Origin of the sequence: Desulfurobacterium indicum, assembly GCF_001968985.1 — a bacterium.
Lineage (GTDB): Bacteria > Aquificota > Aquificia > Desulfurobacteriales > Desulfurobacteriaceae > Desulfurobacterium_A > Desulfurobacterium_A indicum.
In genome coordinates this window covers 1-16,380 of record NZ_MOEN01000035.1, presented here as the reverse complement: position 1 = coordinate 16,380, position 16,380 = coordinate 1, and the positions used below count along the sequence as shown (strand labels likewise).

The 16,380-nt window shown below is 38.5% G+C and carries 20 protein-coding genes and 2 rRNA genes; 3 read left to right on the top strand and 19 right to left on the bottom strand.

Annotated elements, in window-relative coordinates:
* The 8 genes from BLW93_RS07795 to amrB all read right to left on the bottom strand — a co-directional run.
* Positions 1 to 438, bottom strand: a 438-nt coding sequence (locus BLW93_RS07795) for a transposase (RefSeq protein WP_245791970.1), incomplete at its 3' end; no start/stop codon positions are given.
* Positions 439 to 595: 157 nt separating this feature from the next.
* The gene (locus tag BLW93_RS07790; RefSeq protein WP_076713518.1) at positions 596 to 2,167 is read right to left on the bottom strand and encodes a DNA repair protein RecN; all 1,572 of its coding nucleotides are present in this window, start codon (positions 2,165 to 2,167) and stop codon (positions 596 to 598) included.
* The gene (gene yihA, locus BLW93_RS07785) at positions 2,167 to 2,760 is read right to left on the bottom strand and encodes a ribosome biogenesis GTP-binding protein YihA/YsxC (RefSeq protein ID WP_076713517.1); all 594 of its coding nucleotides are present in this window, start codon (positions 2,758 to 2,760) and stop codon (positions 2,167 to 2,169) included. The genes BLW93_RS07790 and yihA overlap by 1 nt, the downstream gene beginning before the upstream one ends.
* Positions 2,757 to 3,323 (bottom strand): TlpA family protein disulfide reductase, encoded by a 567-nt coding sequence (locus tag BLW93_RS07780; protein ID WP_076713516.1) that lies wholly within the window; start codon positions 3,321 to 3,323, stop codon positions 2,757 to 2,759. Before BLW93_RS07780 ends, yihA begins: the two co-directional genes overlap by 4 nt.
* On the bottom strand, positions 3,320 to 4,252 hold the full coding sequence (gene trxB / locus BLW93_RS07775; protein ID WP_076713515.1) for a thioredoxin-disulfide reductase: 933 nt from the start codon (positions 4,250 to 4,252) through the stop codon (positions 3,320 to 3,322). The genes BLW93_RS07780 and trxB overlap by 4 nt, the downstream gene beginning before the upstream one ends.
* Complete coding sequence (gene trxA, locus BLW93_RS07770; RefSeq protein WP_076713514.1) at positions 4,252 to 4,581, bottom strand: thioredoxin; 330 nt, start codon at positions 4,579 to 4,581, stop codon at positions 4,252 to 4,254. Before trxA ends, trxB begins: the two co-directional genes overlap by 1 nt.
* Positions 4,582 to 4,585: 4 nt before the next feature.
* Entirely contained in the window at positions 4,586 to 4,864 is a 279-nt protein-coding gene (locus BLW93_RS07765; RefSeq protein WP_245792014.1) for an ArsR/SmtB family transcription factor, read from the bottom strand.
* 44 nt (positions 4,865 to 4,908) lie between these two features.
* Positions 4,909 to 5,709, bottom strand: coding sequence for an AmmeMemoRadiSam system protein B (gene amrB / locus BLW93_RS07760; protein ID WP_076713512.1), 801 nt, complete (start codon positions 5,707 to 5,709; stop codon positions 4,909 to 4,911).
* 114 nt (positions 5,710 to 5,823) lie between these two features.
* Between amrB and BLW93_RS07755 the strand changes: the two genes are divergently transcribed.
* Together BLW93_RS07755 and nfo are read left to right on the top strand one after the other, a co-directional pair.
* Positions 5,824 to 6,630 carry a PD-(D/E)XK nuclease family protein gene (locus BLW93_RS07755; protein WP_076713511.1) on the top strand — a complete coding sequence of 269 codons (807 nt, stop codon included), beginning with the start codon at positions 5,824 to 5,826 and terminating at the stop codon, positions 6,628 to 6,630.
* A 2-nt stretch (positions 6,631 to 6,632) separates the two neighbouring features.
* Complete coding sequence (gene nfo / locus BLW93_RS07750) at positions 6,633 to 7,472, top strand: deoxyribonuclease IV (RefSeq protein ID WP_076713510.1); 840 nt, start codon at positions 6,633 to 6,635, stop codon at positions 7,470 to 7,472.
* Here nfo and BLW93_RS07745 read toward each other — a convergent pair.
* The 5 genes from BLW93_RS07745 to BLW93_RS07725 form a co-directional block, all read right to left on the bottom strand.
* Positions 7,447 to 7,809 (bottom strand): ArsR/SmtB family transcription factor, encoded by a 363-nt coding sequence (locus BLW93_RS07745; protein WP_076713509.1) that lies wholly within the window; start codon positions 7,807 to 7,809, stop codon positions 7,447 to 7,449. The two genes, nfo and BLW93_RS07745, sit on opposite strands and share 26 nt — an antisense overlap.
* Positions 7,810 to 7,821: 12 nt before the next feature.
* Positions 7,822 to 8,190: a rhodanese-like domain-containing protein gene (locus BLW93_RS07740; protein ID WP_076713508.1), complete on the bottom strand. Its 369-nt coding sequence runs from the start codon at positions 8,188 to 8,190 to the stop codon at positions 7,822 to 7,824.
* Between the two features lie 62 nt (positions 8,191 to 8,252).
* On the bottom strand, positions 8,253 to 10,184 hold the full coding sequence (locus BLW93_RS07735; RefSeq protein ID WP_076713507.1) for a transglutaminase TgpA family protein: 1,932 nt from the start codon (positions 10,182 to 10,184) through the stop codon (positions 8,253 to 8,255).
* Complete coding sequence (locus tag BLW93_RS07730; RefSeq protein ID WP_076713506.1) at positions 10,181 to 11,044, bottom strand: DUF58 domain-containing protein; 864 nt, start codon at positions 11,042 to 11,044, stop codon at positions 10,181 to 10,183. Before BLW93_RS07730 ends, BLW93_RS07735 begins: the two co-directional genes overlap by 4 nt.
* Complete coding sequence (locus BLW93_RS07725; protein ID WP_076713505.1) at positions 11,041 to 11,964, bottom strand: AAA family ATPase; 924 nt, start codon at positions 11,962 to 11,964, stop codon at positions 11,041 to 11,043. The genes BLW93_RS07730 and BLW93_RS07725 overlap by 4 nt, the downstream gene beginning before the upstream one ends.
* A 64-nt stretch (positions 11,965 to 12,028) precedes the next feature.
* On the opposite strand from BLW93_RS07725, the gene BLW93_RS07720 reads away from it, so the two are divergent.
* The gene (locus BLW93_RS07720) at positions 12,029 to 12,670 is read left to right on the top strand and encodes a hypothetical protein (RefSeq protein ID WP_076713504.1); all 642 of its coding nucleotides are present in this window, start codon (positions 12,029 to 12,031) and stop codon (positions 12,668 to 12,670) included.
* Here BLW93_RS07720 and murC read toward each other — a convergent pair.
* From murC to BLW93_RS07690, 6 genes are all read right to left on the bottom strand, one after another.
* Positions 12,648 to 14,021 (bottom strand): UDP-N-acetylmuramate--L-alanine ligase, encoded by a 1,374-nt coding sequence (murC, locus tag BLW93_RS07715; RefSeq protein WP_076713503.1) that lies wholly within the window; start codon positions 14,019 to 14,021, stop codon positions 12,648 to 12,650. The two genes, BLW93_RS07720 and murC, sit on opposite strands and share 23 nt — an antisense overlap.
* 63 nt (positions 14,022 to 14,084) lie before the next feature.
* A complete protein-coding gene (locus BLW93_RS07710; RefSeq protein WP_076713502.1) occupies positions 14,085 to 14,537 on the bottom strand; it encodes a MotE family protein in 453 nt (150 codons plus the stop codon).
* Positions 14,491 to 14,919, bottom strand: coding sequence for a flagellar export protein FliJ (locus BLW93_RS07705; protein WP_076713501.1), 429 nt, complete (start codon positions 14,917 to 14,919; stop codon positions 14,491 to 14,493). Before BLW93_RS07705 ends, BLW93_RS07710 begins: the two co-directional genes overlap by 47 nt.
* Positions 14,919 to 15,941 carry a flagellar brake protein gene (locus tag BLW93_RS07700; protein WP_076713500.1) on the bottom strand — a complete coding sequence of 341 codons (1,023 nt, stop codon included), beginning with the start codon at positions 15,939 to 15,941 and terminating at the stop codon, positions 14,919 to 14,921. Before BLW93_RS07700 ends, BLW93_RS07705 begins: the two co-directional genes overlap by 1 nt.
* 155 nt (positions 15,942 to 16,096) lie before the next feature.
* Positions 16,097 to 16,213: ribosomal RNA gene (gene rrf, locus BLW93_RS07695) — 5S ribosomal RNA — on the bottom strand.
* Between the two features lie 90 nt (positions 16,214 to 16,303).
* Positions 16,304 to 16,380, bottom strand: a 23S ribosomal RNA gene (locus BLW93_RS07690); the annotation flags it as partial.

The following is a 16,380-nucleotide window of genomic DNA, read 5'->3' as shown; positions in this document are numbered from 1 at the left end:
TATTTCCTCTAAGGTTACCTGCGATATTTTGCTTATGGTTGAGGGTGAGTATTTAAGTTCAAACACGCTTTCAAGAGCCTGGGCTACTGCTCTTGCACTCATACCAGAGGCAAACATCCCAAGTATTAAGTCTTCAAGATTGATATCTCTTCTTCTATAAGGTTCTATCAACTTTGTTCTGAATTTTCCCTCTCTATCTCTTGGAATTCTCAGATTTTCAAGCTTACCGATAACAGTATCTAAGTTTCTAACGTAAAAGCCGTTCTTTGTTCCTCCATGTTCTTTAAGAAACACTTCTCTTTCAGCCGTCATGATTGACTCTAAGGTTTGCTTTACCACTTCCTTAACTAGGTCTGGTAAAATCTTCTGTAGTTCCATTTTTGCCTCCTGGGGTTGGTATTTGTGGGGTGTTCCCCAGGAGGTTATCCCATTTCTCAAGCTTACACAAAATATCGTACACTACCGAAAAGAGAGATAAGAGAAAGCTGCAATATGGTTTAACTTATCATTAGTAGGAGGAAGTTCCTGAGCCGGTATCACTGACAGAAGGTAGATGATGAGAATTGATAGAAAGAAAAACGTTTTCATTTCACCTTCATTTATTATATTCACGCTTCCGCTCCATAAGCTCACGAGCAGCCTGAATAGAGCCCTCCGTCACTTCCCCTGCAATCATTCTTGCAATTTCCTGCTCAACCTGTTCTCCTTCTAAACGACTTACACTTATACTACCATCAGACGATTTAACAACTTTGAAAACTGCATCTGCCACGGCAACAACTGCCGGAGAATGAGAAACAGCAATAATCTGAACGTTACGGGAAATTTTCGCCAGCTTCTCCGCTACCCGGGAAAGAACCTTCCCGGACATACCAGCATCTATCTCATCAAAAACTAAAACACCAGAAGTCTTTCCACTTTCAGCAAGAATAGAAAGAAGCAATCTCGAAAGCTCTCCCCCAGAAATAGAAATACCTATCGGCTGAAGAGGCAAGGAGGGATTACCTGTAAATAAAAAAGAAATTTTATCCTTACCTGTAGATGAAAGAGGTGTAGATTCAAAAGCTATCTTAAATTTAGCATGCTTAAGCTCAAGGTTATCAAGATGTTCTTTTATTCGCTTTTCAAGTTTTCCGGCAGCTTCTTTCCTGGACCTTGTAAGCTTTTCGGCAAGATTTTCCACTCTTGCTTTTGCTTCAAGGTAGTTTTTCTCAGCAGTTTCTATCTCAATATCAAGATTTTCCAGCTCTTCAAGCTCTTTTTTAGCTTTTTTATAAAAAGCATCCACATCTTCCCACGAGGGCCCGTATTTTTCTTTAAGCTTTCTCATTTCATAAAGTCTATCTTCTATCTCTTCAAGAGACTCTTCCGTTTCAGGAATGGAAAGTCTCTTTTCAAGTTCAAAAACAAAACCTTCTATCCTGTAATGAATGTCTGAAAGCTCCTCCATCAAATCACTTAATTCAAGTTCTTCAAGCTCCCTTAAAACTCTACCTACCTTGCTGTAAGCAGATTCTTCACCTTCGTAAAGCTCCATTCGCGAAAGGGCTATCACCTCTTTTATCTTCTCCGCCTTTGAAAGGATCTCTACAAGCCTTGAAAGTTCTGCTTCTATTTCCTCTCCCCACTCGATACTTTCAAGCTCATTTATCTGAAATTTAAGGATGTCAATCTTCCTTTCCCTTTCTGCCACACTCTCTTTTAAAGATTCCAACCTTCTCTTTGCTTCCTGAAAAACATCATAAGCAGCTCTATACTCTTTCAAAAGTTCTATATTTTCAGCAAACTGATCTACTATTTTCAACTGACGGGAAGGCTTTAATAGAGTTATCGATTCATGCTGAGACTGAATCGTTATAAAAGGAGCTATCTGCTCTTTTACCAAACTTTGAGGAACCCGTCTGCCATCAAGAAAAAAACGACTTCTGCCGTTAACAACTTCACGGCGAACAATTATTTCATCATCATCCCTTTCGAAAACAGCTTCAACAAACGCCTCATCAGAAACAGGAAGTTTTAATCTATCTCCCTTTAAGAACCCTATTGCACCAAGGAGAAGAGATTTTCCTGCTCCAGTTTCACCGACAATAACATTCAAACCGGTATCAAATATTAAATCGGCTTTTTCTATAGTGGCGAAATTTTTAATTGAAAGTTCCGAAAGCATTACTGCTCCAAAAACTGTTCAATCTGTTTCAGGATCTCAATCCTGCCTTCCCGTGTCTTTGCAGAAAAAGGAATTATTTGAATATCTTCATCTATTCCAAGTTTCCGCCTTATCATTTTTTTAAGCGTTGCTTTCTCAGACTGTTTTCTCAGCTTATCCACTTTGGTAGCCACAACACAGTAAGGAATCCCGTAATAATCAAGCCATTCTCTCATTATAATATCTTTTTCAGTAGGACCTACTTTTGCATCAATAAGTAAAAACACACCCTTTAATTTATCTCTATCGATTAAATAAGACTCTATAAGCTTTTTCCAGCGCTGCTGCTCAGCCTTTGAAAGTTTGGCAAAACCATAACCGGGAAGATCAACTACAAAAAATTTATCGTTAATAAAGTAAAAGTTTACGGAACGTGTTTTCCCAGGTAACGAACTCACCTTCGCAAGTCGATAATTTTTGACAACAGTGTTAAGAAGGGAAGATTTGCCCACGTTAGAACGACCAACGAAGGCAACCTCGTTATAAGGCGTATCTGGCAAGTCCTCTGGCTTGAAAACCGTTTTGTAAAGCTGCGCCTTTTTTACCGTTATCATCCGTGCAGTAGCTTATCTATGGCAGCCTTGTATCTTGCTTCATCTCCAGGAGCAAAACCGACGCCATAGTAGCAAACATCCCCATTTTTATCTATAAAAAACGTCTGGGGAATTATATCACTTCCAGTAAAATATCCAGGATAGTTCATCCATGTTTTTTGATCAGTAACAACCACAGGATATTTAATACCTTCTTCTTTAACAAACTGCTTCAAGGCCGGCGGAGGATTACCTTCGTAATCAGTATTCATTCCGATCACCACAACCTTACCGCCATACTCTTCATAAAGTTTATTAAGGACAGGGATCTCCCTCCTGCACGTAGGACAGAACGTTCCGAAAAACTGAAGAACCACCACTTTCCCTTTAAAGTCAGAAAGTTTTATCTTTTTACCGTTTACAGTGGTTAGCTCAAAGTTATAACCCACCGCACACTTTGGCTTCTTAGATTCCTGCGAATCTTTTTGAACGGCAGGCTTTTTCTGAGAAACAGTCTTATTCTGCCCGCATCCGCCTATGAATGCAGCAGCCAGAAAAAGGCTTATGGCTATTTTCCTTTTCATTCCTTCTCCTCTAAATACTTTGATGCCGACATAGCTGCAACGGCTCCATCAGCAGCAGCCGTAATTACCTGCTTTAAAGGCTTTTTACGCGTATCACCTGCTGCAAAAAGTCCCGGTGTTGCCGTTTTCATTTCATCATCGGTAAGGATATAACCTCTATCGTCAAGCTCAACCAGATGAGCTATGGGAGCCGTATTAGGCTCACTACCTATAAAGATGAAAATGCCATCTACCTTTTGCTCGCTCTTTTTCCCGGTAACAGTATCTTTAAGGGTAAGTGACTCGACAAACTGTTCTCCGTTTATAGACTCTACAACTTTATTTAAAATTGGTTCTATCTTTTCATTCGCCTTAACTCTCTCCTGAACAATAGGCACAGCACGAAACTTATCTCTCCTATGAATTAGGTAAACCTTGTTAGCAAATTTCGTAAGATAGAGGGCCTCTTCAAGGGCAGAATCTCCACCACCAACAACGGCAACATCCCTACCTTTAAACAGAGCACCGTCGCACACGGCACAGTAAGAAACACCTCTTCCCAAAAATTCTGCCTCTCCGGGAACACCAAGCTTTCTCGGAGTAGAACCGGCAGCCCATATAACAGTCTTTGCTTTTAATTCACCACCCGATTCAAGTTTCAGAACGAAGATATCACCATCCAGATCAACTTTACTTACAGAATATCCACTCTTTATAACAGCACCAAATTTTTCCGCCTGCTTCTTCATCCTATCTGAAAGTTCGAAACCGGCCATCGGCTCAGGAAAACCGGGATAGTTCTCTATCATTTCGGTTATAAGTAGCTGCCCGCCGGGAAACATACTGTCAAGGACAAGCGTATTTAAATTACTTCTTCCTGTATATATGGCAGAAGCCAGTCCCGCAGGACCGGCTCCTACTATTACAACATCCCAAAGGGTATCAAACATTACTCTTCCCCGATAAATCTTTCTATTGTTTGTTCAAAAACAGCCTTCGGCTGAAGACCCACCTTAACATCGGCGGGCTCTCCATTTACAAAGAGCATAACCGTAGGAATACCCCTAATTCCATACTGCATAGCAAGCATAGGAAGATCATCAGTGTTAACTTTAAATACCTTAATTTTTCCTTTATACTGATTGGCAAGCTCTTCTATGGTAGGAGCAAGCATTCTACAAGGACCACACCACGGTGCCCAGAAGTCTACTAAAACTGGTACATCAGATGAAAGAACTTCCCTCTCAAATTCCTCGATTGTTTGAATTTCTCTAGCCATCCAACTATTCCTCCTCTTTAAGTATTTGTAAGATTTGTATAACTCTGTCATCTTTAATCCTATAACATGTTCTCACACCTTCTTTCTTGTAGCAGATAATTCCTGCATTTTTCAGAACATTAATATGCTGAGAAGCAGTAGGCTGAGGAATGCCAAGCTCCTCCCATATCTCTTTAACACACTTCTCACCACCAGCAAGATACTCAACAATCTGCAACCTTGTAGGATGAGAAAGTGCCTTTAAAAACTCAGCTATCTCCTGATAATCTACCTTATTCTCCAATGTTCCTCTCCTTCTCAATTTGAGTATGAGCATTGATTATACCATTAATATATGATTAATCCACCATAACTGACAACCTCTCTGTAATTACCTGTCACATCACCAGAAGTCCTATACATTACAAGCTCAGCTGATGTTGCACCGAGAAGCTTGGCTGCCACAAGGCCTACCGTTGCAGGAATAACACCGCACATGGAAATATTGTATGTAACCACCCTTGTATAAAGTTCATAAGGGTCAAGACTCAAAATGGCATCTATTGCAAGCTTATCCATCTCTTTAGCTTTCTCCTGAGTAACATAATGGGAAAAGTCAGAACTTATCACAATCAAACCGTCTCTATCTGCCATCACATCGGCAAGGATTTTGCCGGCACGCTCACACTCTTCATAACTTATAAAGCTAAAAACCACCGGTACTATGGAAAGAGAATCCCTAAATCCTGAACAATACTGAAGAAACGGAATTTGTACTTCAAGAGAGTGCTCGTATATATGGGCATTCACATCAGGCTCGTAAGGAGGCTGGGATGCGAGCTCCCCTGCAACCTCACTACTAACAGGTACCTCTCCAAAAGGAGTTACCCAGATTCCATCGGGAAAAACAGAAACTCTGCTACCAAGCCCCGTGTGATTAGGGCCAAGAAGCACATTTAAATCTGGAATTTCAACCCTGCTATACGTAGCACCTGCAACGCGACCTGAATAGATATATCCTGCATGAGGAACTATTATTGCCTTTGCCTTAACTTTAGGTGCAGGCTCACACATTGAATCAAGCATCATTTTCAAATCTTCAGGAGATGCTGGATAAAACTGCCCTGCAACTGCCGGATAACGAACCATCTTTTCCCCCTGAAATCGAAAATTTGTTTACTATACCAGTTATTATTAAATATAACCCTTAACAACTCCAATTTTCCGCTAACCAAGCCAATGTAAAATGATAAAATAGCTTTTATGAAAATCAAAATTAACGAAACGCGGATAGATATAAAACATTTAAGGCCCTGGTCTTTTTCAAAAGTTCAAAAAGCCAAAAGATGCGCTTATGATTTTTACTGGACCTATGTAGAGAAACAGGAGCCTGCAGAAAGAGCAGACTTTTTCATACTTGGAAGCGGTGTTCACTACATACTTGAAAACGCAATAAATACCATTTTTAAAAGACAAAAACCTCTCAATTATAACATCCTCAAATATTTCTTCGAACAGTTCAAGCAGAAAGAACCTTCCATTGACTATGAAAAAGTGAAGCCGTTCATGCCTAAAATATTAAACTATGTGAACGGCCAATTAAGACGCCTCGGAAAAATCCAATTTTTTCATTCGGAAGTCGAACTTTGCATAAATAGAGAATTTCTGCCGTCAAAATTCAACGAAGAAGAAGCATTTATAAGAGGAAAGCTTGACTTTGTTTTTGCCCAGGAAGATACCCTTTACATCGTAGATCACAAAACAAACAGAAACAGAGATTTCTCAAAAAGAATGAAAACGCAACTCCGTTGGTATGCACTTTTAGCAAAAGCAAAATATCCAGAATTTAAAAAACTTGCCCTGGAAGTCCACAACGTTAGATACGGCTTCATAAAGAGAGAAATCTTTACCGATACCGACATACTTAACTTTAAACTTAAATTAGTCCCCATCATAGAAATGGTGGAAGAAGAGCTTTTTGGAAAAAGTTTTTCTGAGTTAATTCCATCTCCATCAAACCATTGCAAATGGTGCGATTTCAGACATATCTGTCCGGCTAAAAAGGAGTAAATATGAAGTTTATAGGTGCTCATGTAAGTGCTGCAGGTGGCGTTTCAAATGCCCCGCTTAATGCCATGAAGATAGGCGCAAAAGCCTTTGCCTTATTCACCAAAAATCAAAGACAATGGAAGGCAAAACCAATTCCCGAAGAAGAAGTCCAGAAATTCAAGGAAAATCTTTCAAAAGCCGAAATAAAAACGGAACATGTACTTCCCCATGATAGTTATTTAATAAACTTAGGACATCCAGTAAAAGAGAAGAGAGAAAAATCTCTAAACGCATTCATAGATGAAGTAAAAAGATGCGAAATCCTTGGATTAAAATATCTGAATTTTCATCCGGGAAGCCACCTGCGCCAGATCTCAGAAATAGAATGCATAAGACTGATAGCAGATTCGATAAACAGAACTCTCGAAATAACAAATAATATTACTTTAGTTTTGGAAAACACGGCAGGGCAGGGAAGCAATATTGGTTACAGATTTGAACATCTGGCAGAAATAATTGATCTTGTTGAAGACAAAACAAGGATAGGCGTATGTCTTGACACATGCCACCTTTTTGCAGCAGGTTACGATTTAAGGACTAAAGAGGTATTCGAAGAGACAATGGAAAAGTTTAACTCTATCATCGGATTTCAATATCTCAAAGGAATGCATCTTAACGATGCAAAATCAAAATTTGCCAGCAGAGTTGACAGGCACCACTCAATCGGGAAGGGAAACCTTGGGTTCGAACCATTCAAATTTATCATGCAAGATGAAAGATTCAACAACATCCCACTTATTCTGGAAACAATAGATCCGGCACTATGGCCGGAAGAAATCAGGATTCTGTATTCCTTTGTTTAGAACAGACTTCGTCAACATTTTCTATTGAGTGAAGATGCTTTCTATCTTCCTTGGTTACCTTCCAGTTTTCACCTATCTCCTTCAGAAAGTCAAGGAGTTTCTTTATATCCCTGTTCGGCGGTGAAGAAAGAGAATAGAGGATTTTTACACCCTCCCTCTTATCTTCAACGATGTGAAACCGTTTAAGAACGGAAAGGTGTGTCGAAACAGTAGCCATGGAAATACCCAAAACCTGAGCTATCTCACACACATAAGCAGACCTTTCTTGAAGCATCTTAACGATACGAAGTCTGTTTGGCTCTCCCAGAATTTTCATTGCTTCAGCAAACTCTCTCACTCCTCCTCTCCCTTAAAACAGTTTTTTAATAAAACCCGGTTTTATAAAACTGGCAAACTGCTCTATCGTAGATGCCAGAATTTTCACACTATCAAATCCTTTATTGAGTAAATAGAAATAAACAATAGAAGCTTTTATCTTACCGGCACAGAAAAGACACACCGTTTTATCTTTCGGAATTTCATCAAGTCTATCCGGAATCTCATGAACAGGAATATTGATACCGAAAGATAGCGAAAGAAGCTCCGTTTCTTTCTTGTCTCTTACATCAAGTAAAATTGCCTTTCCGTCTTTCCAGAGCTCGAAAAACTTCTCCGGAGAAATTTTATGCTTACCTGAAGCCCAGAAATCAAAGTCCATACTTCTTAAAAGTTCATCCATAAATACCTCCTTATTATTATTCTATTATCCAGTATATATTAATGCAACTTTATAAATAGGATTCAATGTAAATGATTTTCTTTTAAATCTTTAAGGATATTTCTCAATCTCTCAAGTGTAACACAACAGACCGGCTCGTCCTTGTAAAACTTCTCCTCATAAATTTTGACGAATTCTTCCGCCTTTTTCCTCAAATCTTCATCATCTATCCTCTTTACAAAAACTTCCAGAGGCTCATTTTTCAACCTTTCATATCCCATTTGACTCATTAAATCATAAAACTCATCAAGCACTGTCTTTCTGGTTTTTATAAACAAAACAAAAATTAAAAGCATTAAGCCCAAAGAAAAAATATAGATTAAAATATTTTTATTTATATAAACACTGTTTGGCATCGTTAAACTAAAAATCTCGGGAAATTTTGTTCTTATTTTCATTGCTACCTGGATCTGCATCGAAAAATCATAATTAATAATGAAATTTATCCAGTAATAATTCAATGCATCCAGGATAAGCCTTATTCTCTCCGGAAGCTTTATTCGACCACTTTCAATGACCGTCAGTCTTCTACCTTCTGTTTCTTTTTTTCTTCCAATCTGTCCAAAAGTTGGTTCAAAACGATGCCAACCTCCGTTTTTGTAATACTCTACCCACACATGAGCATTTTTATCCCTTACGATGTAATAACCACCATAAGGATTATACTCACCACCGTAAAAACCTCCGACAAGGCGGGCAGGAATCCCTTTCAAACGGAAAATAACAGCCGCAGCACTGGCAAAATACTCACAACTTCCCCTGTGATCTTTCAATAAAAAGTCCTCAACCGAAGAAGGTAAATTTTCCAGCGTATAGTTAAAATTTCTCCTAAAAAACACCTGAAGTGCTTCTGGCATATCTGCTTTCGAAAAATTACCAAACACATTGTCGACAAATTTTCTTATCTCAGGCATTTCAGGAAGCTGAAGATAAAAATTCTGCTCCCGTTTTGAAAGTTTCTCCTTTATAACATCGATTAAAACCGAAACCCCACTGTACTTTATCCGTTTAGTAACAGGTTTATTCAAGAAAAAACAACTGCCATCTTTCTGAACATTTTTCAAACCAATACTCAAAGGCACATCAACCATAGGAAGGTTCCTGTAACCGTAAGGCTCCAGAATAACTGTTTCCATGATAGTTCTTCCTTTAAGCATTTCTCTATCAGAGTTTAAAGGAACGTGAAACCACCTCCCGTTTACAAACTTCTCATAAGTTATCGCTCTGAAATAAGGATTAAAAGGCAATCTCTCTGTCTTCACTCTCATGAAAACGGCATCTATCTGCTGAATAGAAGCAACCTGTCCGGGAGCTACCGTGTTGGTAAAACCAGTAACACCTACCCGGGATTTCATACCAACATCTACCAGAGGCTTCTCTGTCCTTGGAAGAACAAAAAAGAAAAAGAGTGTCAACGGAAGAGAAACGGAAAAAAATATAATGGAAAAGCCAAAAACATAACCAAGTTCCTTAGCAGAGAGGCATATCTCATCTTCTAAAGCCTGAAAAGAGAGGAGAACCGTAGCCGAAATAATCAAAAAGGCTTCCAGAACAAAGAGGAAGAAAAATCTAATACTAAACAGGAAAACAGAACCAGCCGCAAACTGAAAAAGGGAAAGGGCAAGTATTTGATAAAAATCCCTCTGTCTTTTATCCTCCATAAACTTTATCGAAAGCAAAAACATCAATACCGAAGCTATCGGAATAACAAGATTTTCAAGGTTAACTTTCGAAAGAAGAAGAACCGTACCGGTAAGGGCAAAAACGTTCAAAATTCTTCTTTCAATAACATCGCCCCTTAACCTCTTAAATTCCCGCCACACAGCGAAACCAGACGACAGAAGGAAAAAAACAGAAACCGGAAAAGGAACAAAAGGAAAAATCACGGCAGCACCTGTCAGAGCTGCAAGAAAAGAAAGAATAAAAACAATCCTCTTTACCTTGAATTTCCTCATAGCTTTTCCTTCCCGTAAAGGGCAAGAAACTCCAGCATCCGCCTCTTTTCACTCTCATCTGTTGACGGATGAATATAAAAATCACCTGCCCTGATACCAACAGGAACTTTTGAACGAAACGCCTGAAGAATCAAATAAGTAGCTCTGGAAAGTTTCTCTTCTGTTGAACCGGCAAGAGATTGTAAATCTATAACAACAGGAACATCTCCCGTATCTGAAAATTCTTTTGTGAAAAGCTCACCTTTCCCGGCAGAGACTTTCCAATGTATACGTTTAGGCTCATCTCCCGGGACATAATTCCTTAACTTTAAAAACTCTCCATTACCTATACCTTGCAGATGCTTTCTCCTTCCCGAAGAAACCTCAACCTCTCTCAAAGAAGACTTTAAGGGTTTAGGATAAACGATAACTTCAAATTCAGGGTGGATAATCTTCCAGCGATAAAAAAATCTGAAAGGAAAAGGAGATATTAACTTTACAGAAACATCCTTAACCTTACCTCTATCGGGAAAAGAAAGATAAAAAATCTTTTTAGAACTTTCCTTTGGTAAAATGATGCTTAAAATAGCTACCGAACTATCGTTTACTTCAACGGAAATCAGAAATGAAGGGAAAAATCTTTTTCTGTTTAACACCCTTAAAATAAAGGGAGACTGCACACCTGCAAAAACAGAACCTAAAGGCATCAAACTAATCGATAACCCTGAAAGATTTGCTTTACCGACTGTTCCCGAAATCGCCATTACTGAAAGAAGGAAAGAAACAATCAAGTAAAGAAGATTGTTTCCCGTGTTTACCGCAGCCACTCCGATAACTATTGTGGCAAATATGAAAAACCAGCCGATTATTGTAACTTTCAAGCCGGCGGTTCTACCTCTTCTACCAAAGATTTTACAACCTCCTGTTTATTCATATCATCATACTCGTAAGAAGGAATAAGTCTGTGAGGAACAACAAACAAAAATGTTTCCAGAACATCTTCAGGAATCACAAAATCTCTTCCTTTAAGGTAAGCTCTTGCCTTTGCAATCTTTGAAAGGACAAGAACACCCCTAACAGAAAGACCGTAACGGAAAAACTTGCTCTTTCTCGTTTTCCAGGCAATAGAAAGAATGTAATCTGCCATCTTTTCAGAAAGGTAAATCTTTTTAACCTCTTCCACAGCCCTTTTTATATCATCAACAGTAAGAACTGAAGGCAACCTCTCTATCTCATCCTTTACGCTTCCTTCAAGAAGGAGTTCCCTTTCAAGAGAAACATCGGGATAACCCATCGACGTTTTCACAGAAAACCGATCAAGTTGCGATTCTGGAAGAGGAAACGTTCCAGCCTGTTCAAGAGGATTCTGCGTTGCTATGACAAAAAACGGAGAAGGCAATTTTATAGTCTCTCTGTCAACAGTAATCTGCTTTTCTTCCATAGCCTCAAGAAGAGCACTCTGCGTTTTAGGCATTGCACGGTTTATCTCATCAACCAGAACTACATTGTTAAAAACAGGACCCTCCTTAAATTCAAACTCCCTGGTTGCAGGATTAAAAACGGAAACTCCAACAACATCTGCAGGCATAAGATCCGACGTACACTGAATCCTGCCAAAAGATAGATTTAAAATCTTAGCAAGCCCAAGTGCAAGAGTTGTTTTACCAAGTCCAGGAACATCTTCTATAAGCAAATGCCCTTCTGAAAGTAAAGCTTCAAAGGCAAGCTCAACTACGTTTCTCTTTCCTTTTATGACACTACTAAGAAGCTCTATAGCTTTCAATATCTTTTCTTCTACCACTTAAACCGCCCTTAACAATAATTTGGTATCATTTTAAAATAATAACTTGAATGGAGAATTGTGAATGAAAAACATTAATACCTTAGAAATTATAAAACTATCGTGGCAGGTAACAAAGAAAAGGTTTGGTGTCATAATAAAATTCGTGGGCATCTACCTACTTATCCTCTTCGCACTTCAAATATTGACCACAATTTTGAGAAACCTGCATCTTGCCCTTATCGGCGAAGTAATAGGATTTTTATTCAACACTCTGCTAAGTGGTGGTTTTATATACACCATGATAAAACTCGTGAGAGAAGGAAATGCCGAAATTTTAGACCTGTTTATAATGTTTGAAGATATGAATCTTGGAACAAATTACGTAATAATGAGTGTCCTTGAAAGTATCATACTTGTAATAGCCTTTATGTTACTGATTATACCGGGCATTTACCTTTCAGTAGGATATATATTTGCTCCTTATCTTTTGATAGATAAAAAACTGTCCCCATGGGAAGCACTCGAAACTAGCAGGAAAACGGTTCATAAACACTGGCTTCAATATTTCATTTTCGGACTTGTCATCTTCTTGATAAACGCCATCGGAGCTCTATTCTTCCTAATAGGTCTTACCGTAACAATACCCTTATCCATCGTTGCATTTATAGAGCTTTATGAAAGAACATTTAACGGAAAAAGTTCTATATCCCTCGACTCTTTTTAAGAATCTGAAGAATTTTCTCACCAGCAAGATAGACATTTCCGGCGCCGAGTGTAAGGAGAACAGTATCAGGTTCAAGAAGCGGCAGAATAGAAGACACAGCATTTTCCACATCTCCAACATACACGGCACCACACAAATCGGCTAACTTCTTTGCCGAAATATCATCTATCGGCTCCTCGCCTGCCGGATAGATATCGGTTATGAACAGGTTGTCTATCCCGCTTAACACCTGTGTAAACTCATCCCACAAAAGTTTCGTCCTTGTATATCTGTGAGGCTGGAAAAGAACCAACACCTTTTTATCAGGATAAGCTTCCCTTATACCTTTATACGTATTCTCTATCTCTGTCGGATGATGGCCGTAATCGTCAATAACAATAACTCCTGCTTCTTCTCCTTTTATCTCTGCCCTTCTTTTGGCATTTTTAAAGGTTGAAAGGCTTTCTGCTATCTTAGTAAACGGTATGCCTGCCTCCAGAGAAACACCAACAGCTGCAAGAGCATTTAAAACATTATGTTTACCCGGAACAGGAAGAAAAATGTTTCCCTCAAACTTTCCCTTAAAAAGAACATCAAAACGGATTGAGAGTCCATCTTGTACTACATTACAAGCGCAGAGATCAAAATCCCTGGAAAAGCCATAAATCAGCTTCTTTTTGTAAATTTTAGAAAAAATATCTCTGACATTTCTACACTCACCACAGAGAAAAACTTTTCCATAAAAAGAAACTCTATTTGCAAACTCAATAAAAGAACGTTTTATCGTTTCTATATCTTTGTAAAAATCAAGATGATCAGTATCAATATTCGTTATAACACTAACAGATGGAAGTATTTTTAAAAAAGTTCCATCACTTTCATCAGTTTCTGCAATCATAATATCACTTTTACCGTAATACGCATTCCTGAAACCGAGAAAGTCGAGTTTACCTCCGACCAAAATAGTTGGATCAAAACCATCATCATAAAAAACTTTTGAAATCATAGAACTTGTCGTCGTTTTTCCGTGTGTTCCAGCAACAGCTATCCCCTCCTTGAATCGCATAAGTTCCGAAAGAGCATCACATCTTGGAACAACAGGAATACCCTTCTCAAGTGCTGCAACTATTTCGGGATTGGAACGTTTTGCGGCTGAGGTATAAATAACAACATCAGCATCTTTAACATTTTCTTTTCGATGCCCTATGTAAACATTTATTCCTTCTTTCTCAAGGAATCTTGTTGTTTCACTTTCCCTTATATCCGAACCGCTTACATCATACCCTTCTTTTTTGAAAAGATATGCAAGCCCTGAAATTCCTATACCACCTATACCAATAAAGTGAATACGTTTAACGGAAAATTTAAACATGAACCTTCTCCGGGATGGAAATAACAGGATTAATTATACACGGCAGGACTTTATTTAAAAAGATTAACCGCCATTTTGTCTCTTAACTTCAGCCATTATTTTTACAATTTCGTTAACTTTATCGGGTCTAACATAGTTCAAAATCTGCCCAGCGTACCTTTCCTTCATGTTCAAGAAAATATAAGCAGCCTCTGTCATATTATCCATTGCAGAAATCTTCTGCCCGGCAAGCTCTGGATCCATCTTTGAAAAAATCTTTGCCAGACGCTTATAACGTTCATTCTGAACAGATTTTATCTCATTTTCAAATGCTTTTTTTTCCTCTGCTAATTTTTCCCTTTCTTCCTCAATTTTCTTTAGTATTACTTCATTTTTCTGAATAAGTTTCTGGACCTCATCTCTCAAAGCAGTTAAACGTTTAATTTCCTTCTGAAGTTCGACCTTCTCGGCTTCCTGAGAAAATGCAGGACTAACTATTAAAAGAAGAATCGCTAAAACGCCTGCTAAATACCTCATCGGCAAGTCTCCCTTCTTGAATCAACTCTTCTCTTTTTTTCTCTCTTTCCAGCTTCATTATAAACCTTTCAACCGCCTTTTTTTCACCGTGCAACCGTGAAAGTCTCTTTTTTAAATTATCTATATTCTTCAACAAATTTACTCTTTCTTCCTCTTTTCTGGCTATCTCGCTCAAAATATAGTGGGAATAAGCATTTTTTTCAAAAAGTTCAGCGGCACTTTTTGAATTTTTCATTTCTTCTTTCAATCTTTCATAAGTATGATTCAATGTTTTTATATCTTTTGAAATTTTATCAAGCCGATCAAATAACTGGCGAAGTTTATACTCTTCCCTCTTTATCATCAAATCTCTCTGTTTTATAAAAAGGGAAAAAGCTTTCATTATCTATTTCTCACAAAAAGTTCCGCAAGTTTCTTCTGCTCTTTCTTTACAAATCGCAAAATTGCCTGCTGCTCTGTTTCTTTAATATCAACAAATTGAACACCAAAACAGAGAACTTTTTCTCTCAAATCCTCATTAACCACATTAGCGTTCAAAGAAAAATGCTTCCCTTCAAGGAAAAACTCAAGTTTTATCTCTGTCAAGATAGATATAGGGGGCTTTTCATCACCGTAAGGAAGACAAACCCTTGCTCCACCACCGCTTATATCCTTCAAACGACCTTCATACCACTTCCAGCTTTTATCCGTCAAAATGCCCACCTTACAAAGGATATCCACTTCTACTCTCGCAAAGTTTCTCCTCTGATAACGTTGAAGAGAAAAAGTATGAGGAACTTTAATAATTATCCTGTCCCTCTCTTCATAGACTTCCTTTATGGGAACAGTAAATTTATATATCGCATCAGCTTTTCTTATAAAAATAATAGTTACTTCATCTCCCTCTTTTATCCTGTTTTTTGGAAAAGGATCAGTAAAAGCCCAATACATATACCTTTCATCTTTATCAAAAAGTGTAACCTCCGCAAAATATCCATCTGGAAGCTCTATCCGGGCTGGCTGGAAAAGTTCTATATCTTTTGTAGAAACAAGAGGAACAAAAAAAGGAATCGCATCAAAGCCAAGCTTTTCTCTCATAGACTTAACAACTTCCTCATCTGCATCGGTAGCAGTGCGCAAATAATAGTCAACTACCTTTTCAAAAGCAACTTTAAATTCAAGAGTAAGAAAAGGATCTCTTCCCTCCTTTACTGAATACTCCCACAAGATCTCTGCTTCTCTTTCCGTCAAACCTTTACTTAAAGCTTCTCTAAAAAAAGAAGATTTATAACGCCGCTTCTCCATAAATTTTCTGACAGCAGCAACTGTAAAAAGAAAAAGAGCAAAGAAAAGAATCAACAACAAAAAAACAACAACATAAGATGTTGAAGCAACCGGAAGTTTAAGATAGTTAAGATAACGCATTCCTCTTTCCTTTCAGGAATTTTGATACTTAAAATTGTACCAAAAGATACAACATGAAGTTACTTCTCCACAATACATTCTCGGAAAATCAGGGGAACTTTTAAGAAGGGAAAAACGCTTTTGAATGGAAAAAGATGGCTTAAAAATAAAAAAAAGCCTGGCACCGCCCTACTTTCCCACCCCGTCTCCAGGGCAGTATCATCGGCGCTGGCGGGCTTAACTTCCGAGTTCGGAATGGGATCGGGTGTTTCCCCGCCGCTATGGGCACCAGGCTATCGCTTGCTTTCCTTATTCTCAATTTTCCCTGCAGACGCAGGAACCATCTTTGACAACTGAATAGAGGAACCAGTTCAGGTAGTTTAAAGGCCGAGGCTCTCGGCCGATTAGTACTGCTCAGCTCCACCCGTTACCGGGCTTCCACCTGCAGCCTATCTACCTG